This window comes from Curtobacterium sp. PhB136, from assembly GCF_004346855.1.
Classification (GTDB): domain Bacteria; phylum Actinomycetota; class Actinomycetes; order Actinomycetales; family Microbacteriaceae; genus Curtobacterium.
On the sequence record NZ_SMGH01000004.1, the window covers coordinates 792,638 to 811,258 of the forward strand.

Annotated in this window: 17 protein-coding genes and 2 tRNA genes; 6 read left to right on the forward strand and 13 right to left on the reverse strand. The window is 67.9% G+C overall.

Annotation, left to right across the window (positions count from 1 at the left end; translation table 11 throughout):
• The first annotated feature begins 14 nt into the window (after positions 1 to 14).
• Complete coding sequence (pknB, locus tag EDF27_RS03790) at positions 15 to 1,838, forward strand: Stk1 family PASTA domain-containing Ser/Thr kinase (RefSeq protein WP_260233336.1); 1,824 nt, start codon at positions 15 to 17, stop codon at positions 1,836 to 1,838.
• 122 nt (positions 1,839 to 1,960) lie between these two features.
• On the opposite strand, the gene EDF27_RS03795 is transcribed toward pknB, so the two are convergent.
• Entirely contained in the window at positions 1,961 to 2,605 is a 645-nt protein-coding gene (locus tag EDF27_RS03795; RefSeq protein WP_123655032.1) for a gamma-glutamyl-gamma-aminobutyrate hydrolase family protein, read from the reverse strand.
• Between the two features lie 82 nt (positions 2,606 to 2,687).
• Between EDF27_RS03795 and EDF27_RS03800 the strand changes: the two genes are divergently transcribed.
• On the forward strand, positions 2,688 to 2,942 hold the full coding sequence (locus EDF27_RS03800; protein WP_123655031.1) for a cell division protein CrgA: 255 nt from the start codon (positions 2,688 to 2,690) through the stop codon (positions 2,940 to 2,942).
• Positions 2,943 to 3,222: 280 nt separating this feature from the next.
• Here EDF27_RS03800 and EDF27_RS03805 read toward each other — a convergent pair whose 3' ends face one another.
• Positions 3,223 to 3,933, reverse strand: coding sequence for a rhomboid family intramembrane serine protease (locus tag EDF27_RS03805; protein WP_243698187.1), 711 nt, complete (start codon positions 3,931 to 3,933; stop codon positions 3,223 to 3,225).
• A 149-nt stretch (positions 3,934 to 4,082) separates the two neighbouring features.
• Positions 4,083 to 4,622 (reverse strand): peptidylprolyl isomerase, encoded by a 540-nt coding sequence (locus EDF27_RS03810; protein ID WP_123655029.1) that lies wholly within the window; start codon positions 4,620 to 4,622, stop codon positions 4,083 to 4,085.
• A 117-nt stretch (positions 4,623 to 4,739) separates the two neighbouring features.
• Here EDF27_RS03810 and EDF27_RS03815 point away from each other — a divergent pair, with 117 nt between their 5' ends.
• Positions 4,740 to 5,321 carry a hypothetical protein gene (locus tag EDF27_RS03815; RefSeq protein ID WP_123655028.1) on the forward strand — a complete coding sequence of 194 codons (582 nt, stop codon included), beginning with the start codon at positions 4,740 to 4,742 and terminating at the stop codon, positions 5,319 to 5,321.
• A 482-nt stretch (positions 5,322 to 5,803) separates the two neighbouring features.
• Here EDF27_RS03815 and EDF27_RS03820 read toward each other — a convergent pair.
• The 10 genes from EDF27_RS03820 to dnaA form a co-directional block, all read right to left on the reverse strand.
• Positions 5,804 to 5,876, reverse strand: a tRNA-Ala gene (locus tag EDF27_RS03820).
• Positions 5,877 to 5,908: 32 nt separating this feature from the next.
• A tRNA-Ile gene (locus tag EDF27_RS03825) sits at positions 5,909 to 5,985 on the reverse strand.
• 76 nt (positions 5,986 to 6,061) lie between these two features.
• A complete protein-coding gene (locus EDF27_RS03830; RefSeq protein ID WP_022907014.1) occupies positions 6,062 to 6,469 on the reverse strand; it encodes a DUF3566 domain-containing protein in 408 nt (135 codons plus the stop codon).
• Positions 6,462 to 9,116, reverse strand: a complete 2,655-nt coding sequence (gene gyrA / locus EDF27_RS03835) for a DNA gyrase subunit A (RefSeq protein ID WP_243698188.1) — start codon at positions 9,114 to 9,116, stop codon at positions 6,462 to 6,464. The genes EDF27_RS03830 and gyrA overlap by 8 nt, the downstream gene beginning before the upstream one ends.
• Before the next feature lie 131 nt (positions 9,117 to 9,247).
• Positions 9,248 to 11,248, reverse strand: a complete 2,001-nt coding sequence (gene gyrB / locus EDF27_RS03840; RefSeq protein WP_132047381.1) for a DNA topoisomerase (ATP-hydrolyzing) subunit B — start codon at positions 11,246 to 11,248, stop codon at positions 9,248 to 9,250.
• 133 nt (positions 11,249 to 11,381) lie between these two features.
• Positions 11,382 to 11,882, reverse strand: coding sequence for a DciA family protein (locus EDF27_RS03845; RefSeq protein ID WP_123655026.1), 501 nt, complete (start codon positions 11,880 to 11,882; stop codon positions 11,382 to 11,384).
• Positions 11,882 to 13,117, reverse strand: a complete 1,236-nt coding sequence (gene recF / locus EDF27_RS03850) for a DNA replication/repair protein RecF (protein ID WP_132047383.1) — start codon at positions 13,115 to 13,117, stop codon at positions 11,882 to 11,884. The genes EDF27_RS03845 and recF overlap by 1 nt, the downstream gene beginning before the upstream one ends.
• Before the next feature lie 31 nt (positions 13,118 to 13,148).
• The gene (gene gnd / locus EDF27_RS03855; protein WP_132047385.1) at positions 13,149 to 14,036 is read right to left on the reverse strand and encodes a phosphogluconate dehydrogenase (NAD(+)-dependent, decarboxylating); all 888 of its coding nucleotides are present in this window, start codon (positions 14,034 to 14,036) and stop codon (positions 13,149 to 13,151) included.
• Positions 14,037 to 14,105: 69 nt separating this feature from the next.
• Complete coding sequence (dnaN, locus tag EDF27_RS03860) at positions 14,106 to 15,251, reverse strand: DNA polymerase III subunit beta (RefSeq protein WP_123655023.1); 1,146 nt, start codon at positions 15,249 to 15,251, stop codon at positions 14,106 to 14,108.
• Between the two features lie 472 nt (positions 15,252 to 15,723).
• The gene (gene dnaA, locus EDF27_RS03865) at positions 15,724 to 17,172 is read right to left on the reverse strand and encodes a chromosomal replication initiator protein DnaA (protein ID WP_243698224.1); all 1,449 of its coding nucleotides are present in this window, start codon (positions 17,170 to 17,172) and stop codon (positions 15,724 to 15,726) included.
• A gap of 442 nt (positions 17,173 to 17,614) precedes the next feature.
• Here dnaA and rpmH point away from each other — a divergent pair, with 442 nt between their 5' ends.
• The 3 genes from rpmH to yidD all read left to right on the forward strand — a co-directional run bounded on the left by rpmH (position 17,615) and on the right by yidD (position 18,616).
• Positions 17,615 to 17,752: a 50S ribosomal protein L34 gene (gene rpmH, locus EDF27_RS03870; RefSeq protein WP_071299798.1), complete on the forward strand. Its 138-nt coding sequence runs from the start codon at positions 17,615 to 17,617 to the stop codon at positions 17,750 to 17,752.
• 145 nt (positions 17,753 to 17,897) lie between these two features.
• Positions 17,898 to 18,239, forward strand: coding sequence for a ribonuclease P protein component (gene rnpA, locus EDF27_RS03875; RefSeq protein WP_123701006.1), 342 nt, complete (start codon positions 17,898 to 17,900; stop codon positions 18,237 to 18,239).
• On the forward strand, positions 18,236 to 18,616 hold the full coding sequence (gene yidD, locus EDF27_RS03880) for a membrane protein insertion efficiency factor YidD (protein ID WP_123655020.1): 381 nt from the start codon (positions 18,236 to 18,238) through the stop codon (positions 18,614 to 18,616). The genes rnpA and yidD overlap by 4 nt, the downstream gene beginning before the upstream one ends.
• The last annotated feature ends 5 nt before the right edge of the window (positions 18,617 to 18,621 follow it).

Sequence of the window (18,621 nt, forward strand, 5' to 3'; positions counted from 1 at the left end):
ATTCGGAGGAGTACGTGCCAGAAGGTGTGACCGCGGGGATCACGCTCCTCGCAAATCGCTACGAGATCGGTGACGTCATCGGTCGTGGCGGCATGGCCACCGTGCACGTGGGGCAGGACACCCGGCTCGGACGACGTGTCGCGGTGAAGCTGCTCAAGCCGAGCCTCGCGAACGACCCGGCCTTCCGCACCCGCTTCCGTCAGGAAGCCCAGGCGGCCGCGCGCATGGCGCACCCGACGATCGTCCGCGTGTACGACGCCGGCGAAGAGACCGTGACGGAGCAGTCCGGCGCCGAGGTGCAGGTCCCCTTCATCGTCATGGAGTACGTCGAGGGGCGTCCGCTCAGCGACATCATCGGCGAGGGGCCGGTCGACCCGGACGAAGCCGTCCGCATCACCAGCGGCATCCTCACCGCGCTCGAGTACTCGCACCGCGCCGGTGTCGTGCACCGCGACATCAAGCCCGCCAACGTGATGGTCACGCACACCGGCCAGGTCAAGGTCATGGACTTCGGCATCGCCCGGGCCATCACCGACACCTCGGCCACCGTCGCGCAGACCACGTCGATCCTCGGCACCGCGTCCTACTTCTCCCCGGAACAGGCCCGCGGCGAGACCGTCGACGCCCGCACCGACCTGTACTCGACCGGCATCGTCCTCTTCGAGCTCCTGACGGCACGTCCGCCGTTCCTGGGGGACTCGCCCGTCGCCGTCGCCTACCAGCACGTCAGCGAGCAGCCCGTCGCCCCGTCGACGATCACCCCCGCTGTCTCGCCCGCGCTCGACGCCGTCACGCTGCACGCCCTCGTCAAGGACCGCACGCGCCGCTTCCAGAACGCCGCCGAGTTCCGCCGTGACCTCGAGCAGGCCGCGGCCGGACAGGTCCCCGCGTCGACGAAGAAGCTCCACCAGAGCGCGAACGACGCCTCGACGATGCTCTTCGGCGTGAACCCGCGCACGACGTCCAACCCGGAAGTCGCCTTCCGAGAACTCGACGACACGCAGGAACACCGTCCGCAGCGCACGCAGAACCGCCCCCCGGTCGCGTGGATCTGGGTCGGCATCGTCCTGACCATCGCCGTGATCGCCGGCGTGATCTTCTGGGTCGCGAACCTCCAGCCCGGACAGGCTCCGGTGTCCTCGTCGGTCAGCGTCCCGAACGTCGTCGGCGCCACGTACGACTCCGCCGAGAACGCGCTCAAGAAGCGCGACCTCGTCGCGGTCCGGGTCGACGAGAACTCGGACAAGGTGGACAAGGGCTCGGTGATCCGGACGGAACCCGGGTCGGGCACGAACGTCGCCCGGTCCCAGAACATCCGGGTCGTGGTGTCCCTCGGTCCGGAGCAGGTCGCCGTCCCCGACGTCGCGAACCAGGCGCAGGACGCCGCGCAGAAGGCCCTGGAAACCGCTGGGTTCACGATCGGCGCGATCAACACCGACTACTCACCGTCCGTCCCCGAAGGGACGGTCATGAGCTCCGACCCGGCATCGGGCACGACGCACACCAAGGGCACGGTGATCAACCTCACCGTCTCCAACGGGATGGTCCAGCTCCCCGACGTGACGCAGCAGCCGTTCGCCACGGCGAACTCGACCCTGGCCGGGCTCGGGCTCAAGGTGACGCCGCAGCCCTCCTACTCGTGCGTCGGTGGCACCGTCACGCAGCAGGACAAGCCGGCCGGTGACGTCGCACAGGGCAGCACGGTTGCCCTCACGTACTGCGCCGCGTCCAACCAGCCGACCGCTCCGGCCACGTCCACGCCGTCCGACGGCGACAGTGGTGGCAACGGTGGCGGGAACGACGACGGCGGGGACAGCGGCAACACCGACGGCAACTGACGTCGACCGCTGACGGCTGGGCCCGGGGCCGGCCATGCACCAGCCGGGAGGCCCGGTGCGGGCCCGCCACGAGCCTCCAAGCCGTCAGGTGGTGACGTCGCGGGCCGTGGCCCGCACGCGCGTCAGTCCCGTCGGGCCGCGATGAGCGGGCCGAGGCCCGCAGCGCGCTCGGCTGCGCCGGCGAGACCGGCGGTCTCGAGCCAGTTGCCGACCATCCGGTAGCCGCCCTCGGTCAGGACCGACTCGGGGTGGAACTGCACGCCGTACACGGGGGCACCTTCGTGCTGGACGCCCATGATGACGCCGCCGGCGGTGCGCGCAGTGACGGTGAGTTCGTCGGGGACGGTGCCCTCGACGATCGCGAGCGAGTGGTACCGCGTCGCGGTGAAGGGGTGGGGGACCCCGGTGAAGAGGGGGCTGTCGTCGTGGTCGACCAGCGACGTCTTGCCGTGCATCAGCTCTTCGGCGTGCGTGACCGTCGCGCCGAGGGCCTCGGCGATGGCCTGGTGGCCGAGGCAGACACCGAGGAGGGGCTTGTCGACCTGGATCGCGGCACGGACCGTGGCGATCGAGACACCGGCGTCCGCGGGGGTGCCCGGACCGGGGGAGAGCAGGACGCCGTCGTACTCGGCGATGCGGTCCGCGATCTCGGATTCAGGGAAGGCGTCGTTGCGGACGACGTCGGTGTCCGCGCCGAGCTGCTGGACGTAGCCGTTGAGCGTGTAGACGAAGCTGTCGTAGTTGTCGACGACGAGGATCTTGGTCATGGTCGGTTCACCGTACTCGTGGGGGTCGTGTGCAGCCTCCGTGGGGCCGGTGCACACACATGTTCACGGTAGGATACCGGCCATGGCCAAGGACAAGGACCGCACCAAGCCCGCCCGGAAGACCCGAGCCGACTCGGTCGACACGGCGGGCGATGCGCCCAACCCCGTGTGGTTCAAGCCGGTCATGTTCGGCTTCATGCTCATCGGCCTCGCCTGGGTGATCGTCTTCTACATCTCGCAGGGCACCCTTCCGGTCCCCTCGCTGAACTCGTGGAACATCCTCATCGGCTTCGGCATCATGTTCGTCGGCTTCCTCATGACCACCCGGTGGCGCTGACCGCCGCTTCGATCCCTCGAACGCCCGCTGCACCGAACGGTGCGGCGGGCGTCGTCGTTTTCCACAGGGGATCGCGTCGTCTGCACGCTCTCCACTCGTTTTCCACAGGAGTGCGAGTTCTCCACACGACGATCCACACCCTCGCCCCGGAGTTATCCACAGCTCAGTCCACAATGGGGATAATCACACCGGTGTAACTCAGCGAGTTCTCCACAGGACGACGAACGCCCCGCCACTCCGAAGAGCGACGGGGCGTACGAGCGTCGAGCGTGTGTCCGGGTCAGTTCACCGCGATCGCGTACCCGACGTAGGTCAGGGCGACGATGACCACGGCTTCGATGACGAGCAGCGTGATCTGCAGACCGCGCTGCCGGACGTTCCGCGTCTTGGCGAAGACGTACCCGGTCACGAAGCCCGCGACGATGCCGCCCACGTGGGCCTGCCAGGCGATGTTCGTGCCGGGCAGAAACCCGATCACGAGGTTGAGTCCCATGATCACGAGCAGGGACACGGCGTTGGCGCCGAGGCTCCGCTGCAGCACGAAGAACGCCGCGAAGAGCCCGAAGATCGCACCGGAGGCCCCGACGACCGAGGTCCCCGGGGAGATCAGCGTCACCGCCATCGACCCGGCCAGCCCGGAGAGGAAGTACAGCGCGAGGAACCGCCACGTCCCGAGCATGTTCTCGAGCATCCGGCCGAAGATCCACACCGCCCACATGTTGAAGGCGATGTGGAAGATCCCCGAGTGCACGAACAGCGACGTGACCATCCGCCACGGCTGCGTCGGCAGGTACGCGGCGTTGTAGAAGAACAGCTGCGTGAAGAAGCGTCCCGACACCTGGTCGAGCAGCCAGATGATCACCGAGACGGCGACGATGACGACCGTCGCCTTCTGGTCGAGCATCGCGAAGCGCCGCCGTGCGACCGTGAGCCCACTCGGGGCCCCGGACGCACGGCGGTTCGCAGCGAACTGCATGCGCTGGTCACGCACGCACTCAGGGCAGTGCACCCCGACCGCCGCCGGCGTCTGGCACTCGGTGCAGATCGTCCGCCCGCACCGCTGGCACAGGATGAAGCTCTGCCGGTCCGGGTGCCGGTAGCAGTAGTTGGCCGGGTTGTACGCCTGATCGCTCACAGAGGTCAGACGGACTCGACGTCGATGCTGTTGATCACGACGTCCTCGAGCGGCTTGTCACGGCCGTCGGTGGCCACGCCCTCGATCGCGTCGACGACCTTGCGGGACTCGTCGTCGGCGACCTCACCGAAGATGGTGTGCTTGCCCTGGAGCCACGGGGTGGCGACGGTCGTGATGAAGAACTGCGAGCCGTTGGTGCCACGGCCGCCCTGGATGCCCGCGTTGGCCATCGCGAAGATGTACGGGTTCTGGAAGGTGAGCTCCGGCGAGATCTCGTCGTCGAAACGGTAGCCCGGGCCACCGATGCCCTGGCCGAGCGGGTCGCCGCCCTGGATCATGAAGTCCTTGATGATGCGGTGGAAGACCACACCGTCGTAGAGCTTGTCGGTCGAGACCTTGCCGGTCCCCGGGTGGGTCCACTCCTGCTGACCCGTCGCGAGGTCGACGAAGTTCTTGACGGTCTTCGGAGCGTGGTTGCCGAACAGGTTGACGCGGATGTCGCCCTTGTTGGTGTGGATCGTTGCGACAGCAGTGTGCAGAGACATGTTCCGATTCTCGCATGCGTCCGCTGCGTACAGACGGTACCCACAGGTGCGACTCCGTGACCTGTCAGGTGGTGCAGTGGCAGGATGGGACGCACGCCGTTCCGATGGAGGTACCAGATGACGACGATCGAACTGCCGCGCAAGCGTCGCAAGCAGATCAAGAAGCTCAAGGGCCAGACCGCCTCGCTCCTCGGCGAGCAGCGCAAGGTCCTCGAGCACGCGAACGCGATCCTCTCCGAGGCGCGCTCCAACGCAGCCGACGCTGCCCGCAAGGACATCGCACCCCGCGTCCAGCACGCGATCGACAGCGGCATCCGCCCGGCTGTCGCCACGGGTGTGCACGCTGCCACCTCGGCAGCACAGAACGCCTCGCACCGCTTCCAGTCCGAGGTCGTGCCGGGACTCGTGTCCACGGCCGGCTCCGTGCTGAGCGTGGTCGACCTCGCGAAGGACCCCCGGGTCCAGAAGATCGTGAAGGACGCCCAGAAGAAGGGCAAGAAGGCGAAGAAGGCGGCCGTCAAGTACGTGCCCGCCGCCGCGCAGAAGAAGAAGGGCATCGGCTTCGGCGGTGTCGCGCTGATCGTGGTCGGGGTGGTCGCCGTCGCCGGTGCCGCCTATGCCGCGTACCAGACGCTCCGCGCCGACGACGACCTGTGGGTCGCCGACGACGCCGACTCGGCGGACAAGTCCGCCGCCTGACCTCCCGGTTCGTACGAAGGGCCCCGGCACACGCCGGGGCCCTTCGTCGTCCCCGGGGCGCGCAGCGCACGGTGTGCCGAGATCGCACTTCGTGTCGCCTCCGATCCCGCGGTCCGACGAGTACTGCGATCTCACCGGCGCCCGAGCCCGAGCCCGAGCGCGCGCCAGGGGCGCCGCCGGCGGCAGAACGGGCGCGTCACGCACGGTGGTGCCGAGATCGCACTTCGTGTCGCCTCCGAATCCGCGGCCCGACGAGTACTGCGATCTCACCGGGGCAGAGCGGGGGAGCGGGGGACGCGGGACGAGCTGGACGGGAGGCACGGTGCGGGCCCGACCCGGACCTCCAGTCCGACGGTGGTGCCCCCGCGGCCTCCACGCCGTCCACAGCCCGCGAGAAGCCCGAGCGTGGCCCGCGCAGACGAGCACGACGACCGAGAGCGGCGAAGCGAGGAACGAGCGGAGCACCGCTCGCGCCGAGGGAGTGGAGCCTAGGAGAATCGAACTCCTGACATCCTGCTTGCAAAGCAGGCGCTCTACCAACTGAGCTAAGGCCCCGGGACACCCATGGTACGGATGTCTGGGAGATGTGGTGGGGCTACAAGGACTTGAACCTTGGACCTCTTCGTTATCAGCGAAGCGCTCTAACCGCCTGAGCTATAGCCCCTCAGACCGGATGAAAGCCTACCGTACGATCTCGCCGGAACGAAATCGAGCGGGAGGCCGCACCCGGCCCGGGTGTGTCAGTTGTTCGTGAAGCCCACGAGCAGGCCGCCCGTGATCCGCACACTGAGGTTGTAGAGGACGCTCACGATGGCGCCGAGCACGGTGCCGACGACCACGTTGAGGATGCCCACGACGACGGAGAACCCGAGGACCTGGCCCAGTGAGAACTGGTCCATGATCGAGTAGTTGTTCTGCCCGGTGACGTCCTTCAGCAGGGCGTCGATCTGGGTGAACACCCCCGTCTGGTTCAGGATGACCCACACCAGTGCCGTGGCGACCACGATCACGATGCTGCCGGCCAGGGCGATGAGGAAGCTCAGCTTCACCATCGACCAGAAGTCGACGTACACGAGCCGCAGTCGGACCTGGCGGGTGCCGACGGGACGCTTCGCCTTCTTCTGGAGCTTCTCGGCGACACTACTCATTGGTTGACTGGTCCTCTCCGGCCTCGTCTACATCAGGCGCGGTGTCGGTGGGATCAGTGGAGTCCGGGGCCGCTTCGGCAGGGCTGACCGTCTCCACCGGGCCCGCGGGCTCGATCTCGGCGTCGTCCTGGTCGTCCAGGTTCCGCTCTGTGTTCCGGGCCACCGCGATGATCCGGTCGTTCTCCGCGAACCTCGCGAAGACGACGCCCATCGTGTCACGACCCTTGGCGGGGACCTCGGCCACGGCAGACCTTACCACCTTGCCCGATTGCAGCACGACGAGCACCTCGTCGTCCTCGCCCACGATGAGAGCACCCACAAGGTCGCCTCGGTCGGCGGCCAGCTTGGCCACCTTGATGCCGAGACCACCGCGTCCCTGGATGCGGTACTGGTCGACGGAGGTGCGCTTGGCGTAGCCACCCTCGGTCATCACCCAGACGAACCCGTCGTCCGAGACGACCCGCGCTGCGAGCAGCGAGTCGCCGTCGCGGAAGGACATGCCCTTCACGCCGGAGGTCGAACGACCCATCGGCCGGAGCGTGTCGTTCGTCGCGGTGAAGCGGAGCGACATCCCGTGGCGCGAGACGAGCAGCAGGTCGTCGGACTCGTCGACGAGCAGCGCGGAGCGGAGCTTGTCGCCGTCGCGGAGGTTGATCGCGATGATGCCGCCGGTGCGGTTCGTGTCGTACTCGGTGAGCGCGGTCTTCTTCACGAGGCCGTGCTCGGTGGCGAGCACGAGGTACTGCGCTGCCTCGTAGTCACGGATGTCGAGGACCTGCTGGATCTGCTCGTCCGGCTGCATCGCGAGGAGGTTCGCGGAGTGCTGGCCCTTGGCGTCGCGCCCGGCCTCCTGCAGCTCGTACGCCTTCGCCCGGTAGACGCGGCCCTGGTCGGTGAGGAACAGCAGCCAGTGGTGCGTCGTCGTGACGAAGAAGTGCTCCACGACGTCGTCCGCGCGGAGCTGGGCGCCGCGGACACCACGACCACCGCGGTGCTGCGAGCGGTACTGGTCGCTGCGGGTGCGCTTGACGTAGCCACCGCGGGTGATGGTGACGACGACCTCTTCCTCGGGGATGAGGTCCTCGATGGACATGTCGCCGTCGTACCCGAACATGATCTCGCTGCGGCGGTCGTCACCGAAGCGCTCGACGATCTCGTCGAGCTCCTCGCCGATGATCGAGCGCTGGCGCTCCGGGCGCGCGAGGATGTCGTTGAAGTCCGCGATCTTGAGCTCGAGGGCTTCCGCTTCCTCGTGGATCTTCTGGCGCTCGAGGGCGGCCAGACGACGGAGCTGGAGCTCGAGGATCGCGCGCGCCTGGATCTCGTCGACGGCCAGCAGGTCCATCAGACCGGTGCGGGCTTCTTCGACGTCGGGCGAGCGGCGGATGAGCGCGATGACCTCGTCGAGGGCGTCGAGCGCCGCCAGGTAGCCGCGGAGGATGTGGGCGCGCTTCTCGGCCTCGCGCAGCCGGTACTGGGTGCGTCGGACGATGACGTCGATCTGGTGGTCGACCCACGCGGAGATGAAGCCGTCGAGCGCCAGGGTGCGCGGGACACCGTCGACGATCGCGAGCATGTTCGCGCCGAAGTTCTCCTGCAGCTGCGTGTGCTTGTACAGGTTGTTCAGCACGACCTTGGCGACCGCGTCGCGCTTCAGCACGATCACGAGGCGCTGACCGGTACGACCGGAGGTCTCGTCGCGGATGTCCGCGACGCCGGCGAGACGGCCGTCCTTGACGAGCTCGGCGATCTTGATCGCCAGGTTGTCCGGGTTGACCTGGTACGGCAGCTCGGTGACGACGAGGCAGGTGCGCCCCTGGATCTCCTCGACGCTGACGACGGCACGCATCGTGATCGAGCCACGACCGGTGCGGTAGGCGTCCTGGATGCCCTTGACGCCGAGGATCTGCGCGCCGGTCGGGAAGTCCGGTCCCTTGATGCGCTGCATGAGCGCGGCGAGGAGTTCTTCGCGGGTGGCGTCCGGGTGCTCGAGCGCCCACTTCGCGCCGGCGGCCACTTCCCGCAGGTTGTGCGGCGGGATGTTCGTCGCCATGCCGACCGCGATGCCGACCGAGCCGTTGACCAGCAGGTTCGGGAAGCGGGCGGGCAGGATCGCGGGTTCCTGCGTGCGGCCGTCGTAGTTGTCCTGGAAGTCGACGGTCTCCTCGTCGATGTCCCGGACCATCTCCATGGCGAGCGGCGCCATCTTGGTCTCGGTGTACCGCGGGGCGGCGGCGCCGTCGTTGCCGGGGGAACCGAAGTTGCCCTGGCCGAGCGCGAGCGGGTAGCGGAGCGACCACGGCTGCACGAGGCGGACGAGCGCGTCGTAGATCGCGCTGTCACCGTGCGGGTGGAACTGCCCCATGACGTCGCCGACGACGCGCGAGCACTTGGAGAACGCGCGGTCGGGGCGGTAGCCGCCGTCGTACATCGCGTAGAGCACGCGGCGGTGGACCGGCTTCAGGCCGTCGCGGACCTCGGGCAGCGCGCGACCGACGATGACGGACATCGCGTAGTCGAGGTAGGAGCGCTGCATCTCGAGCTGCAGGTCGACCTGCGAGATGCGGTCACCGGAGACGACGATGTCCCCGCTGTCGCCGTGCACGATCTCGGGCTGGTCGTCGTTCGTCTCGTTGTCGTCAGCCATGTGGCTTCAGTACCTTTCTGACGGCCTGGAGGCCGTGGTGACGTTCGTCGCGGTGGGCGCGACCACAGGTGGTCGGGACGAGGGCACGCGGCTGGCACCGCGCCTCCTGTCCGGTGATCAGATGTCGGACCTCAGATGTCCAGGAACCGGACGTCCTTGGCGTTCTGCTGGATGAACTGGCGACGTGCGTCGACGTCTTCACCCATCAGGGTGGCGAAGACGCTGTCGACGGCCGCCGCGTCTTCCAGCGTGACCTGGAGCAGGGTGCGGGTGTCCGGGTTCATCGTGGTGTCCCAGAGCTCCTTGTAGTCCATCTCGCCGAGGCCCTTGTAGCGCTGGATCCCGTTGTCCTTCGGGATGCGCTTGCCGGCGGCGATGCCCGCCTGCAGCAGGGCGTCGCGCTCACGGTCGCTGAAGACGTACTCGTGCGCGGAGTTGGACCACTTCAGGCGGTACAGCGGCGGCTGCGCGAGGTACACGTACCCGCGCTCGATGAGCGGACGCATGTAGCGGAAGAGCAGCGTGAGCAGCAGCGTGGTGATGTGCTGACCGTCGACGTCGGCATCGGCCATCAGCACGATCTTGTGGTACCGGGCCTTGTCCGGGTCGAAGTCCTCACCGATGCCGGCGCCGAACGCCGTGATCATCGACTGGATCTCCTGGTTGGCGAGGGCACGGTCGAGGCGCGCCTTCTCGACGTTCAGGATCTTGCCGCGGAGGGGCAGGATGGCCTGGGTCATCGGGTTGCGGCCCTGCACGGCGGAACCGCCGGCCGAGTCGCCCTCCACCATGAAGATCTCCGACAGTGTCGGGTCCTTCGACTGGCAGTCCTTCAGCTTGCCGGGCATGCCGCCCGACTCGAGCAGCCCCTTGCGCCGGGTGGTCTCGCGGGCCTTTCGGGCGGCGAGACGGGCCTGCGATGCCTGGATCGCCTTGCGGACGACGTCGCGGGCCTGCGTCGGGTTGCTCTCGAACCAGTGCGTGAGCTCGGTGCCGACGACGCGCTGGACGAACGACTTCGCCTCGGTGTTGCCGAGCTTGGTCTTCGTCTGGCCTTCGAACTGCGGTTCGCCGAGCTTGACGGAGATGACGGCGGTCAGCCCTTCACGGATGTCGTCACCCGTGAGGTTGTCGTCCTTCTCCTTGATGATCTTGGCTTCGCGCGCGTAGCGGTTCACGAGCGTGGTGAGCGCGGCGCGGAACCCTTCTTCGTGGGTGCCGCCCTCGTGCGTGTTGATCGTGTTCGCGAAGGTGTGGACGCTCTCCTGGTAGGAGGTGTTCCACTGCATCGCGACCTCGAGCGCGATCTTGCGCTCGGTGTCCTCTGCCTCGAAGCCGATGACGTCCGGGTGGACCAGGTCGGCCTTCTTCTGCGCGTTGATGTACTCGACGTAGTCGGCGAGCCCGCGCTCGTAGCGGAAGGAGTCGTGGCGCGACTCTTCGCCTTCGTCGGGGGTGCGCTCGTCACGGAGGTTGATCCGGAGGCCCTTGTTGAGGAACGCCATCTGCTGGAAGCGGGCGCGGAGGGTCTCGTAGTCGAAGACGACGGTCTCGAAGATCTCGGCGTTCGGCCAGAAGGTGATCGTGGTGCCGTGGTCGTCGGACGCTTCGTTCTGGGAGAGCGGCGCGACGGGGACACCGTCGGTGTAGCTCTGGCGCCAGACGTGGCCCTGCTGGCGGACCTCGACGTCGAGTTCCGAGCTCAGCGCGTTCACGACGGAGGAACCCACGCCGTGCAGACCGCCGGAGACCGCGTACGCACCGCCGCCGAACTTGCCGCCGGCGTGCAGGACGGTCAGGACGACCTGGACGGTCGAGACGCCTTCGGCAGCGTGGATGCCGACCGGGATGCCACGGCCGTTGTCGACCACGCGGACGCCGCCGTCTTCGCGGATGGTGACGTCGATGGTGTCGCAGTAGCCGGCGAGGGCTTCGTCCACGGAGTTGTCGACGATCTCCTGCACGAGGTGGTGGAGACCGCGGGGGCCGGTGGACCCGATGTACATGCCCGGGCGCTTGCGGACTGCCTCGAGCCCTTCGAGCACCTGGATCTGGTCTGCGCCGTACGACGGTTCTTCTGCGGCGGGGTTGCCGCGGGGGTCCTGTCGGTCCTGTTCAGATCCTGATGCCATGTCGAGAGTGCTCCTGCCTGCGCGCGGAACACCCGCGCACTGCACCGCCCAGTCTATCGCAGGAGGCCCTCTTCCGAGGGCGAAAACAGCCCCTGGACGGCCGATTTCGCCACGAGGGGATGGTTTTGTCGGCTCAACCGTAAGTGTCGCGAGGACCGCGCCCCTGGACCGTCCTGAGACCGCGTTTCCACGTGGGGGCGTCCGGGCCGGAAACCCGGATCGACTCGACCCCCGCCTCCGGGTGCCGTTCCGCGATGGTCGTCGTGACGCTCGCGCGCATCAGCCGGAGCTGGGTCGCCCACGCCGTCGAGTCGCACCGGATGACCAGTGCGCCGTCCTCGATGGTGACCGGCTGGGAGTGCTTGGCGAGCTCGTCACCGACCACGCTCGGCCAGTCCACGAAGAGCTCGGAGCGGGCGAGCGGCTCGGTCCAGCCGAGTTCGGCGGCGAGGGAACCGACGATGTCGCCGAGGCCCTTCGGTTCCCGGCCGCGCCCGTACGGCACGGTGTCCGCGTCGATCTCCTTGGCACGGCGGCGGCGCGCGTCGACGCCGCGCTTCGTCGGGTCGCCGAACACCGCCTTGAGGTGCTGGTAGACCCGGCTCGGTTCGGTGGGCTTCCACGGGCGGGGCATCAGACGCCGGCTTCCGTCGTGTCCGCTGCCGTGGTGTCGTCCGGACGGGAGGCCGTGGTCGGCTCCGCCTCGTCCGTCACGATGGTCCCCGACTCGATCCGGACGGTGTGGGCCGCCAGCTGTGGGGGCACGTCGCCGAACACCGCCGCCGTGATGAGGACCTGCTCGTAGTCCGCCACCGCGTTCCCGAGACGCTCACGCCGGGACTCGTCGAGTTCGGCGAACACGTCGTCGAGGATGATGATCGGGTCGCCGAGGGTCGACTCGGCGCGGAGGATCGACGCCGACGCGAGCTGGATCGCCAGGGCGAAGGACCAGGATTCGCCGTGACTGGCGTATCCACGGGCCGGTAACCCGTTCAGGGTGAAGAGGACGTCGTCCCGGTGTGGCCCGGCGAGCGTCAGCCCGCGATCGAGTTCGTCGCGTCGACGTCGCTCGAGCGCCCCGCGGAACGCCTCCGCCGCGGCGGGAACGGTAACCGGTTCATCTGGTGTCCCGAGCACGGGGTCCGTCGCCGAGGCGTCCTCGGGATCGCCGCCACGGACGCTCAGCACACCGGTGATCGAGGCCTCGTGCCGCTCACCGGCGACGGTCGCGTACGCCTCGGCGACGAAGGGTGCGAGTCGGCGGGTGAGGTGGTCGCGCGCGGCGATGATCTCGGAGCCGAACGCAACGAGCCGTTCGTCCCACACGTCGAGCGTCGCGAGCGATCCGGACTTCGCGCCGGTTGCCCGCGCGGACTTCAGCAGGGTGTTCCGCTGCCGGAGCGTGCGGTCGTAGTCCGCGATGACGCCCTGCATCCGCGGCGCGATCTGGACGAGGAGCTCGTCGAGCATCCGCCGGCGGCCGGCCGGTTCGCCGCGGACCAGCGCCAGGTCCTCCGGCGCGAAGAGCACGCTCGTGCAGCACCGCGGGAGCTCGCGCGGCTTGATCGCGGCGCGGTTGATCTGCGCCCGGTTCGACCCCGACCGGTTGATCTGCACCTCGGCGAGGATGCTCCGGTCGTCGTGGGCGAGCCGGGCCCGCACGATCGCGGCGTCGCAGCCCTGTCGCACGAGTGCCGCGTCGGTGGGGACGCGGTGCGAGCCGAGGGTGGACAGGTAGGCGATGGACTCGACGAGGTTCGTCTTGCCCTGGCCGTTCCGCCCGACGAAGAGGTTCGGCCCGCGTACGAGGTCGACGTCCGCCTCCCGGTAGTTCCGGAAGTCGGTCAGTTGGAGATGGTCGACGTGCACGCGGGCCGAGGCCGGGTTTCCCCGGGAAGTCCTAGGACTTCTTGACGGCGTGGCCGCCGAACTGGTTGCGGAGCGCCGCGACGGCCTTCATCGTCGGGGACGCGCTGCCCTGACGCGAGACGAAGCGCGCGAAGATCGACGCGGAGAGCGCCGGCATCGGCACGGCGAGCTCGATGCCCTCTTCGAGGGTCCAGCGACCTTCGCCCGAGTCCTCGACGTAGCCCTCGAGCTCGTCGAGCTTCGGGTCTTCGTTGAGGGCCAGCACCATGAGGTCGAGCAGCCAGGAGCGGACGACCGTGCCGCGCTGCCATCCGGCGAACACGGCGGGGACGTCGGTGATCAGGTCCTTGGCCTCGAGGAGCTCGTAGCCCTCACCGTAGGCCTGCATGATCGCGTACTCGATCCCGTTGTGGACCATCTTCGCGTAGTGGCCGGCGCCGATCGGGCCGGCGTGCGAGAAGCCCTCTTCGCGCGGGCCCTCGGGGCGGAGCGCGTCGAAGACCGGCATCGCGAACTCGACGTCCTCGGCGTCACCGCCGACCATGAGGCCGTAGCCGTTGTCCTTGCCCCAGACGCCACCGGAGACGCCGGCGTCCATGTAGCGGATGCCGCGCGCACCGAGCTGCTCGGCGTGCGTGGTGTCGTCGAGCCACTTCGAGTTGCCGCCGTCGATGACCAGGTCACCCTCGGCGAGGACGCCGGCGAGCTCCGTGATCACGTCGTCGGTGATCTTGCCGTGCGGGACCATGACCCACACGAGCTTCTGGCCCTCGGGCAGCGCGGCCGCGAGGTCGGCGAGGCTGGCGACATCGGAGACGGCGGGGTTGGCGTCGTACCCGGTGACCTCGATGCCTGCGTTGCGGAGACGGGCACGCATGTTGTTGCCCATGCGACCGAGGCCGACAAGACCGATGTGCATGATTTCCTCTTCTGTTCGTCGTCGCGCTGATGCAGGGGTGGCGCGTCAGCGCAGTGTTCGGCTGTTGCGCTATCGCAGCAGGAGATTGGGCTGCAGCAGGTACCGGTATCCGTCCGTCGCCGGTTCCTCACGCGAGGACTGGCCGGTGATGAGCACCGGACCCGGCTTGTTGGGGTTCTCCGTCTTGGTGAAGGAGATCCGGACGAACTCGGAGTGCACCGCGTTCAACCCGTCCAGGAGGAAGGCGGGCTTCAGCGAGACCACCGTTTCCTCACCGGTCAGCAACGCATCGATCGACTCTGACGCCTGCGCTTGTTCGGAACCGATCGCTTCGAGCGTGAGCCCGTCGACCGTGAAGGAGAACCGGAGCGCCGCTTCGCGCTCCAGGACGAGGGAGACCCGTCGGACCGCTTCGACCAGCTCGGCCGTGTTGATCACGGCGTGGTCTTGGACGGTCTCGGGGAAGAGCCGACGGACCGGCGGGTAGTTGCCCTTGATGAGCAGCGACGTCACGGTCTTGTCGTCGGCCTGGAACGCGATGAGCTCGCGGTCCGATGTGCCGCTGATCGACACCGACACCGTCGAGGCGGAGCCGAACGTGCGGCCCACTTCCTGCAGGGTGCGGGCCGGGACGAGCGCGTGCATCGGGTCGGAACCGACGCGGCCGGAGTCCCAGGCGATGGTGCGGACGGCGACGCGGTAGCGGTCCGTGGCGATCAGGGAGAGGTCGTTGTCGCCGACTTCGAGCTGGACGCCGGTGATCACCGGGGTGACGTCGTCACGACTGGCGGCGACCGCGACCTGCGACACGGCTTCGGAGAACGCGTCACCGGGGATGACACCGGTCTGTGCGCCGATCTCCGGGAGGGTCGGGTACTCCTCGACCGGCATGCTCAGCAGCGTGAAGTGCGCTGAGCCGCAGGTGACGGTGATCCGTGACTCTTCCGTGGAGAACGTCACGGGGGCGTTCGGCAGACGGCTCGCGATGTCGTTCAGCAGTCGACCGGAGACGAGGACCGTGCCCGCGTCGTCGATCTGCGCCGAGATCGACGTCTGCGCCGACACCTCGTAGTCGAACGAGGAGAGGGTGAGCCGGTCGCCCTCTGCGTGGATCAGGACACCCGACAGGATCGGGAGGGTCGTTCGCTGTGGGAGGAGCTTCACCGCGAAGGAGACGGCTTCGGAGAAGACGTCCCGGTTGACCTCGAACTTCACAGCTGGGACCCCTGTCGATCGTTGGACTGTCCGGCCGCCCCATTGTGGCACAGCGGAGCCGAGCCCGGATTTCGTGTGATTCGGCCGTCCACAAGGTTGGCCCAGTGATCCAGAGAGAAAAACAGGAACAAGAGTATTAACGCCTGTGCACACTGTGGATAACCCTGGGGATGCCGCTCAGCGACAGGGAACTACAACCGTGTGACTTGTGAGCGGCCTGTTGGCGCTCTCGGGATGAATGAAACTCATCTATCCACTTCCATCCCCAGTCTCCACAGAGGCCCTCCCGTCTGTGTACAACCGTCCGGCGTGTCCTCCACAGTTATCCACAGGCTTTCCACACTGTGAGAACTCCGCCGCATGGAACCGTCTCAGATGGTGGACGCGCGCCGAAGTGGGCCGATCTCACGGGGGTGAGTCGAGCCTCCCGGCGGTCAGAACGTTTGTTCTGGCGGACGCGAGCGCAACGCGCTCAGCGGTACCGGCGGTCCTGCTTGATGCGGCTCGTCAGCTCGGTCACCTGGTTGTAGATGGACCGTCGCTCCTTCATGAGCTCCGCGATCTTCTTGTTCGCGTACATCACCGTGGTGTGGTCGCGGTTGCCGAACAGCTGTCCGATCTTCGGCAGGGAGAGGCTCGTCAGCTCACGGCAGAGGTACATCGCGATCTGCCTGGCCGTCGCGATCGCCTGCGACCGGGACGAGCCGTAGAGGTCGTCGACGGAGAGCTTGAAGTACTCCGCGGTGTGGTTGATGATGTCCGTCGGCGCGATGACGTTGTCCTCGTCGAGCGTGATCAGGTCCTTGAGGACCGTCTGCACGAGGGCCATGTCCACGGCCGTCCGGTTCAGGCTCGCGAACGCGGTGACGCGGATGAGCGTCCCCTCGAGCTCCCGGATGTTGCTCGACACCTTCGACGCCATGAACTCGAGGATGTCGTCCGGCACCTGCAGGTGGTCGGACTGCGCCTTCTTGCGGAGGATCGCGATGCGCGTCTCGAGGTCGGGCGCCTGGACGTCGGTGATCAGGCCCCACTCGAAGCGGCTGCGCATCCGGTCCTCGAACCCGGTGAGGTGCTTCGGCGCGACGTCGGAGGTGATGACGACCTGCTTGTTGTGGTCGTGCAACGTGTTGAACGTGTGGAAGAAGGCTTCCTGCGTCGAGTCCTTGCCCTGGAGGAACTGGATGTCGTCGATCAGCAGGATGTCGATGTCGCGGTACCGCTGCTGGAACTGGTTCGACCGGTTGTTCGCGATCGAGTTGATGAAGTCGTTCGTGAACTCCTCGCTCGACACGTACCGCACCCGGATCCCCGGGTAGAGGCTCTCGGCGTAGTGGCCGATCGCATGCAGGAGGTGGGTCTTGCCGAGCCCGGAGTCGCCGTAGATGAAGAGCGGGTTGTACGCCTTCGCCGGCGCCTCCGCCACGGCGACCGCCGCTGCGTGGGCGAACCGGTTCGAGGCGCCGATGACGAAGTTGTCGAAGTTGTACTTCGGGTTCAGCCGGGACTCCGGGCGACCGCTGGTGCCCGGGGCGTCGATCTGGCTCGGGACGAACGGTGCCTCGATGTACTGACGGGGCGCCGCACTCTGCTCGACCGCCTGCTGCACCGGCTCCGCGTAGGAGGGGACCGTCGGCTCGACGCGGGGCTCCGATGCCATGTCCGGGTTCACGGTGATCGCGAAGTTCGCCACCGAGTCGTCGCCGATGCGCGAGACGGCCTCGGTGATGGGCACACGGATCCGCTGCTCGAGCATCCCGCGGGTGAGGTCGTTCGGCACCTCGAGGTAGAGGGTGCCGGCGAGGACGCCCTTCGGCTCGACGAGGTTCAGGAAGCCGTGCAGCTGCGGCGTGATGCGGTCGTCGTCCGCGAGGAGTCCGAGGACGGAAGACCAGAGGTCCTCGACGGGGTCGGCCGGCATCGTCATGTCGCGCTCGTCTCCAGGGTCTCGTGTCGTCCGTGTGTGGGCAGGGGCGTTCCGGGCGCTCGGGCGGGCGCAGCGACACCGTTCCCGGCGAGTCGTCCGTGGCTCGGGTGGCTTCGTCGACGCCGTTGTGCCGCGGGCTTCCCACAGGGTTGTCCACAGTCTTGTCCACGACCGCCCTGGTCCGCTGGAACGGGGTACTCCCCCGTCGTACCGGGCCGGAGGGCGGTTCGATCCACCAACTGTAAAGGACCGAGGCCGGTCCCACCGAACGGAAGTTGTCCCCAATGTGGAGAACCCCCGGTCCCGCCCGGGGTTTGACCTCTCCGGCTCCGTCACGTACCGTTGAGAAGTTGACTGCGGCCCCTTGGTCGCGCCCACCTGCGTCAACCAAACGTATTCGTGACGGCTCGCGTCGAGCAGCCGTGTGGAGAAGATCATGAGCAAGCGCACCTTCCAGCCGAACAACCGTCGCCGCGCCAAGAAGCACGGCTTCCGTCTCCGCATGCGGACGCGTGCGGGTCGTGCGATCCTGGCCGCCCGTCGCGCCAAGGGCCGCACCGAGCTCTCTGCTTGATTCAAGAGCTGCTTGATTCGGACCTGCTCGATCCGAGCTTGCTCGATCCGGGCTTGGTCGATCCGAGCTGCATCCGGCGCCGTGCCGGCGGGACCCGTCCTGCCGCGCGGCGCTTCGGTGTGCCTGCAAGCAGCATGGTGACGTCGTGCTCGCGCGCGTGAACCGGATCGTCCTCGGGAACGACTACCGCATGACCGTCCGTCGTGGCCGCAGGAGCGCCACGGCGAACGTCGTCGTCTCGGTGGTCTCCCGGCCCGCGGAGCCGACACGGTTCGGCTTCATCGTGGCGAAGACGGTCGGCAACGCGGTCACCCGCAACCTCGTTCGACGACGGCTCAAGGGCATCGCCCACGAGCTGCTGACGACGGACCCCACCGGGTACGACGTGGTGGTGCGCGCACTGCCAGCCGCTGCGCAGGCCACATGGCCTACCCTGCTCGAAGACGTCTCGCGATCGTTCGCGCGCGGTGTGGAGAAGGCAGCATGAACCGGACGCTCCTGGTGCAGGTCCTGTGGACCGTGGCGTTGCTCCCGCGCAACGCCTGCGTCGTCGTGCTCCGGGCCTACCGCGCCGTGATCTCGCCGCTCTACGGCAACGTCTGCCGGTACCACCCCTCGTGCTCGCGCTACGCGCTCGAAGCGATCCAGCAGTACGGCGTCGTGCGCGGGACCGCGATGGGCGCCTGGCGCATCGGCCGCTGCAACCCCTGGGCGGCCGGCGGCATCGACGACGTCCCTGACCGTCGTCGCCCCTACAACGTCAACCGGTTCGGCTTCGTGCTCGCCCCGGCACGGCAGCAGTCGCAGTCCCCGGCCGGCATCGTCCGACCGGTCCTGCTCCCCCAGCGCACTCGAAAGGCGTGACCGTC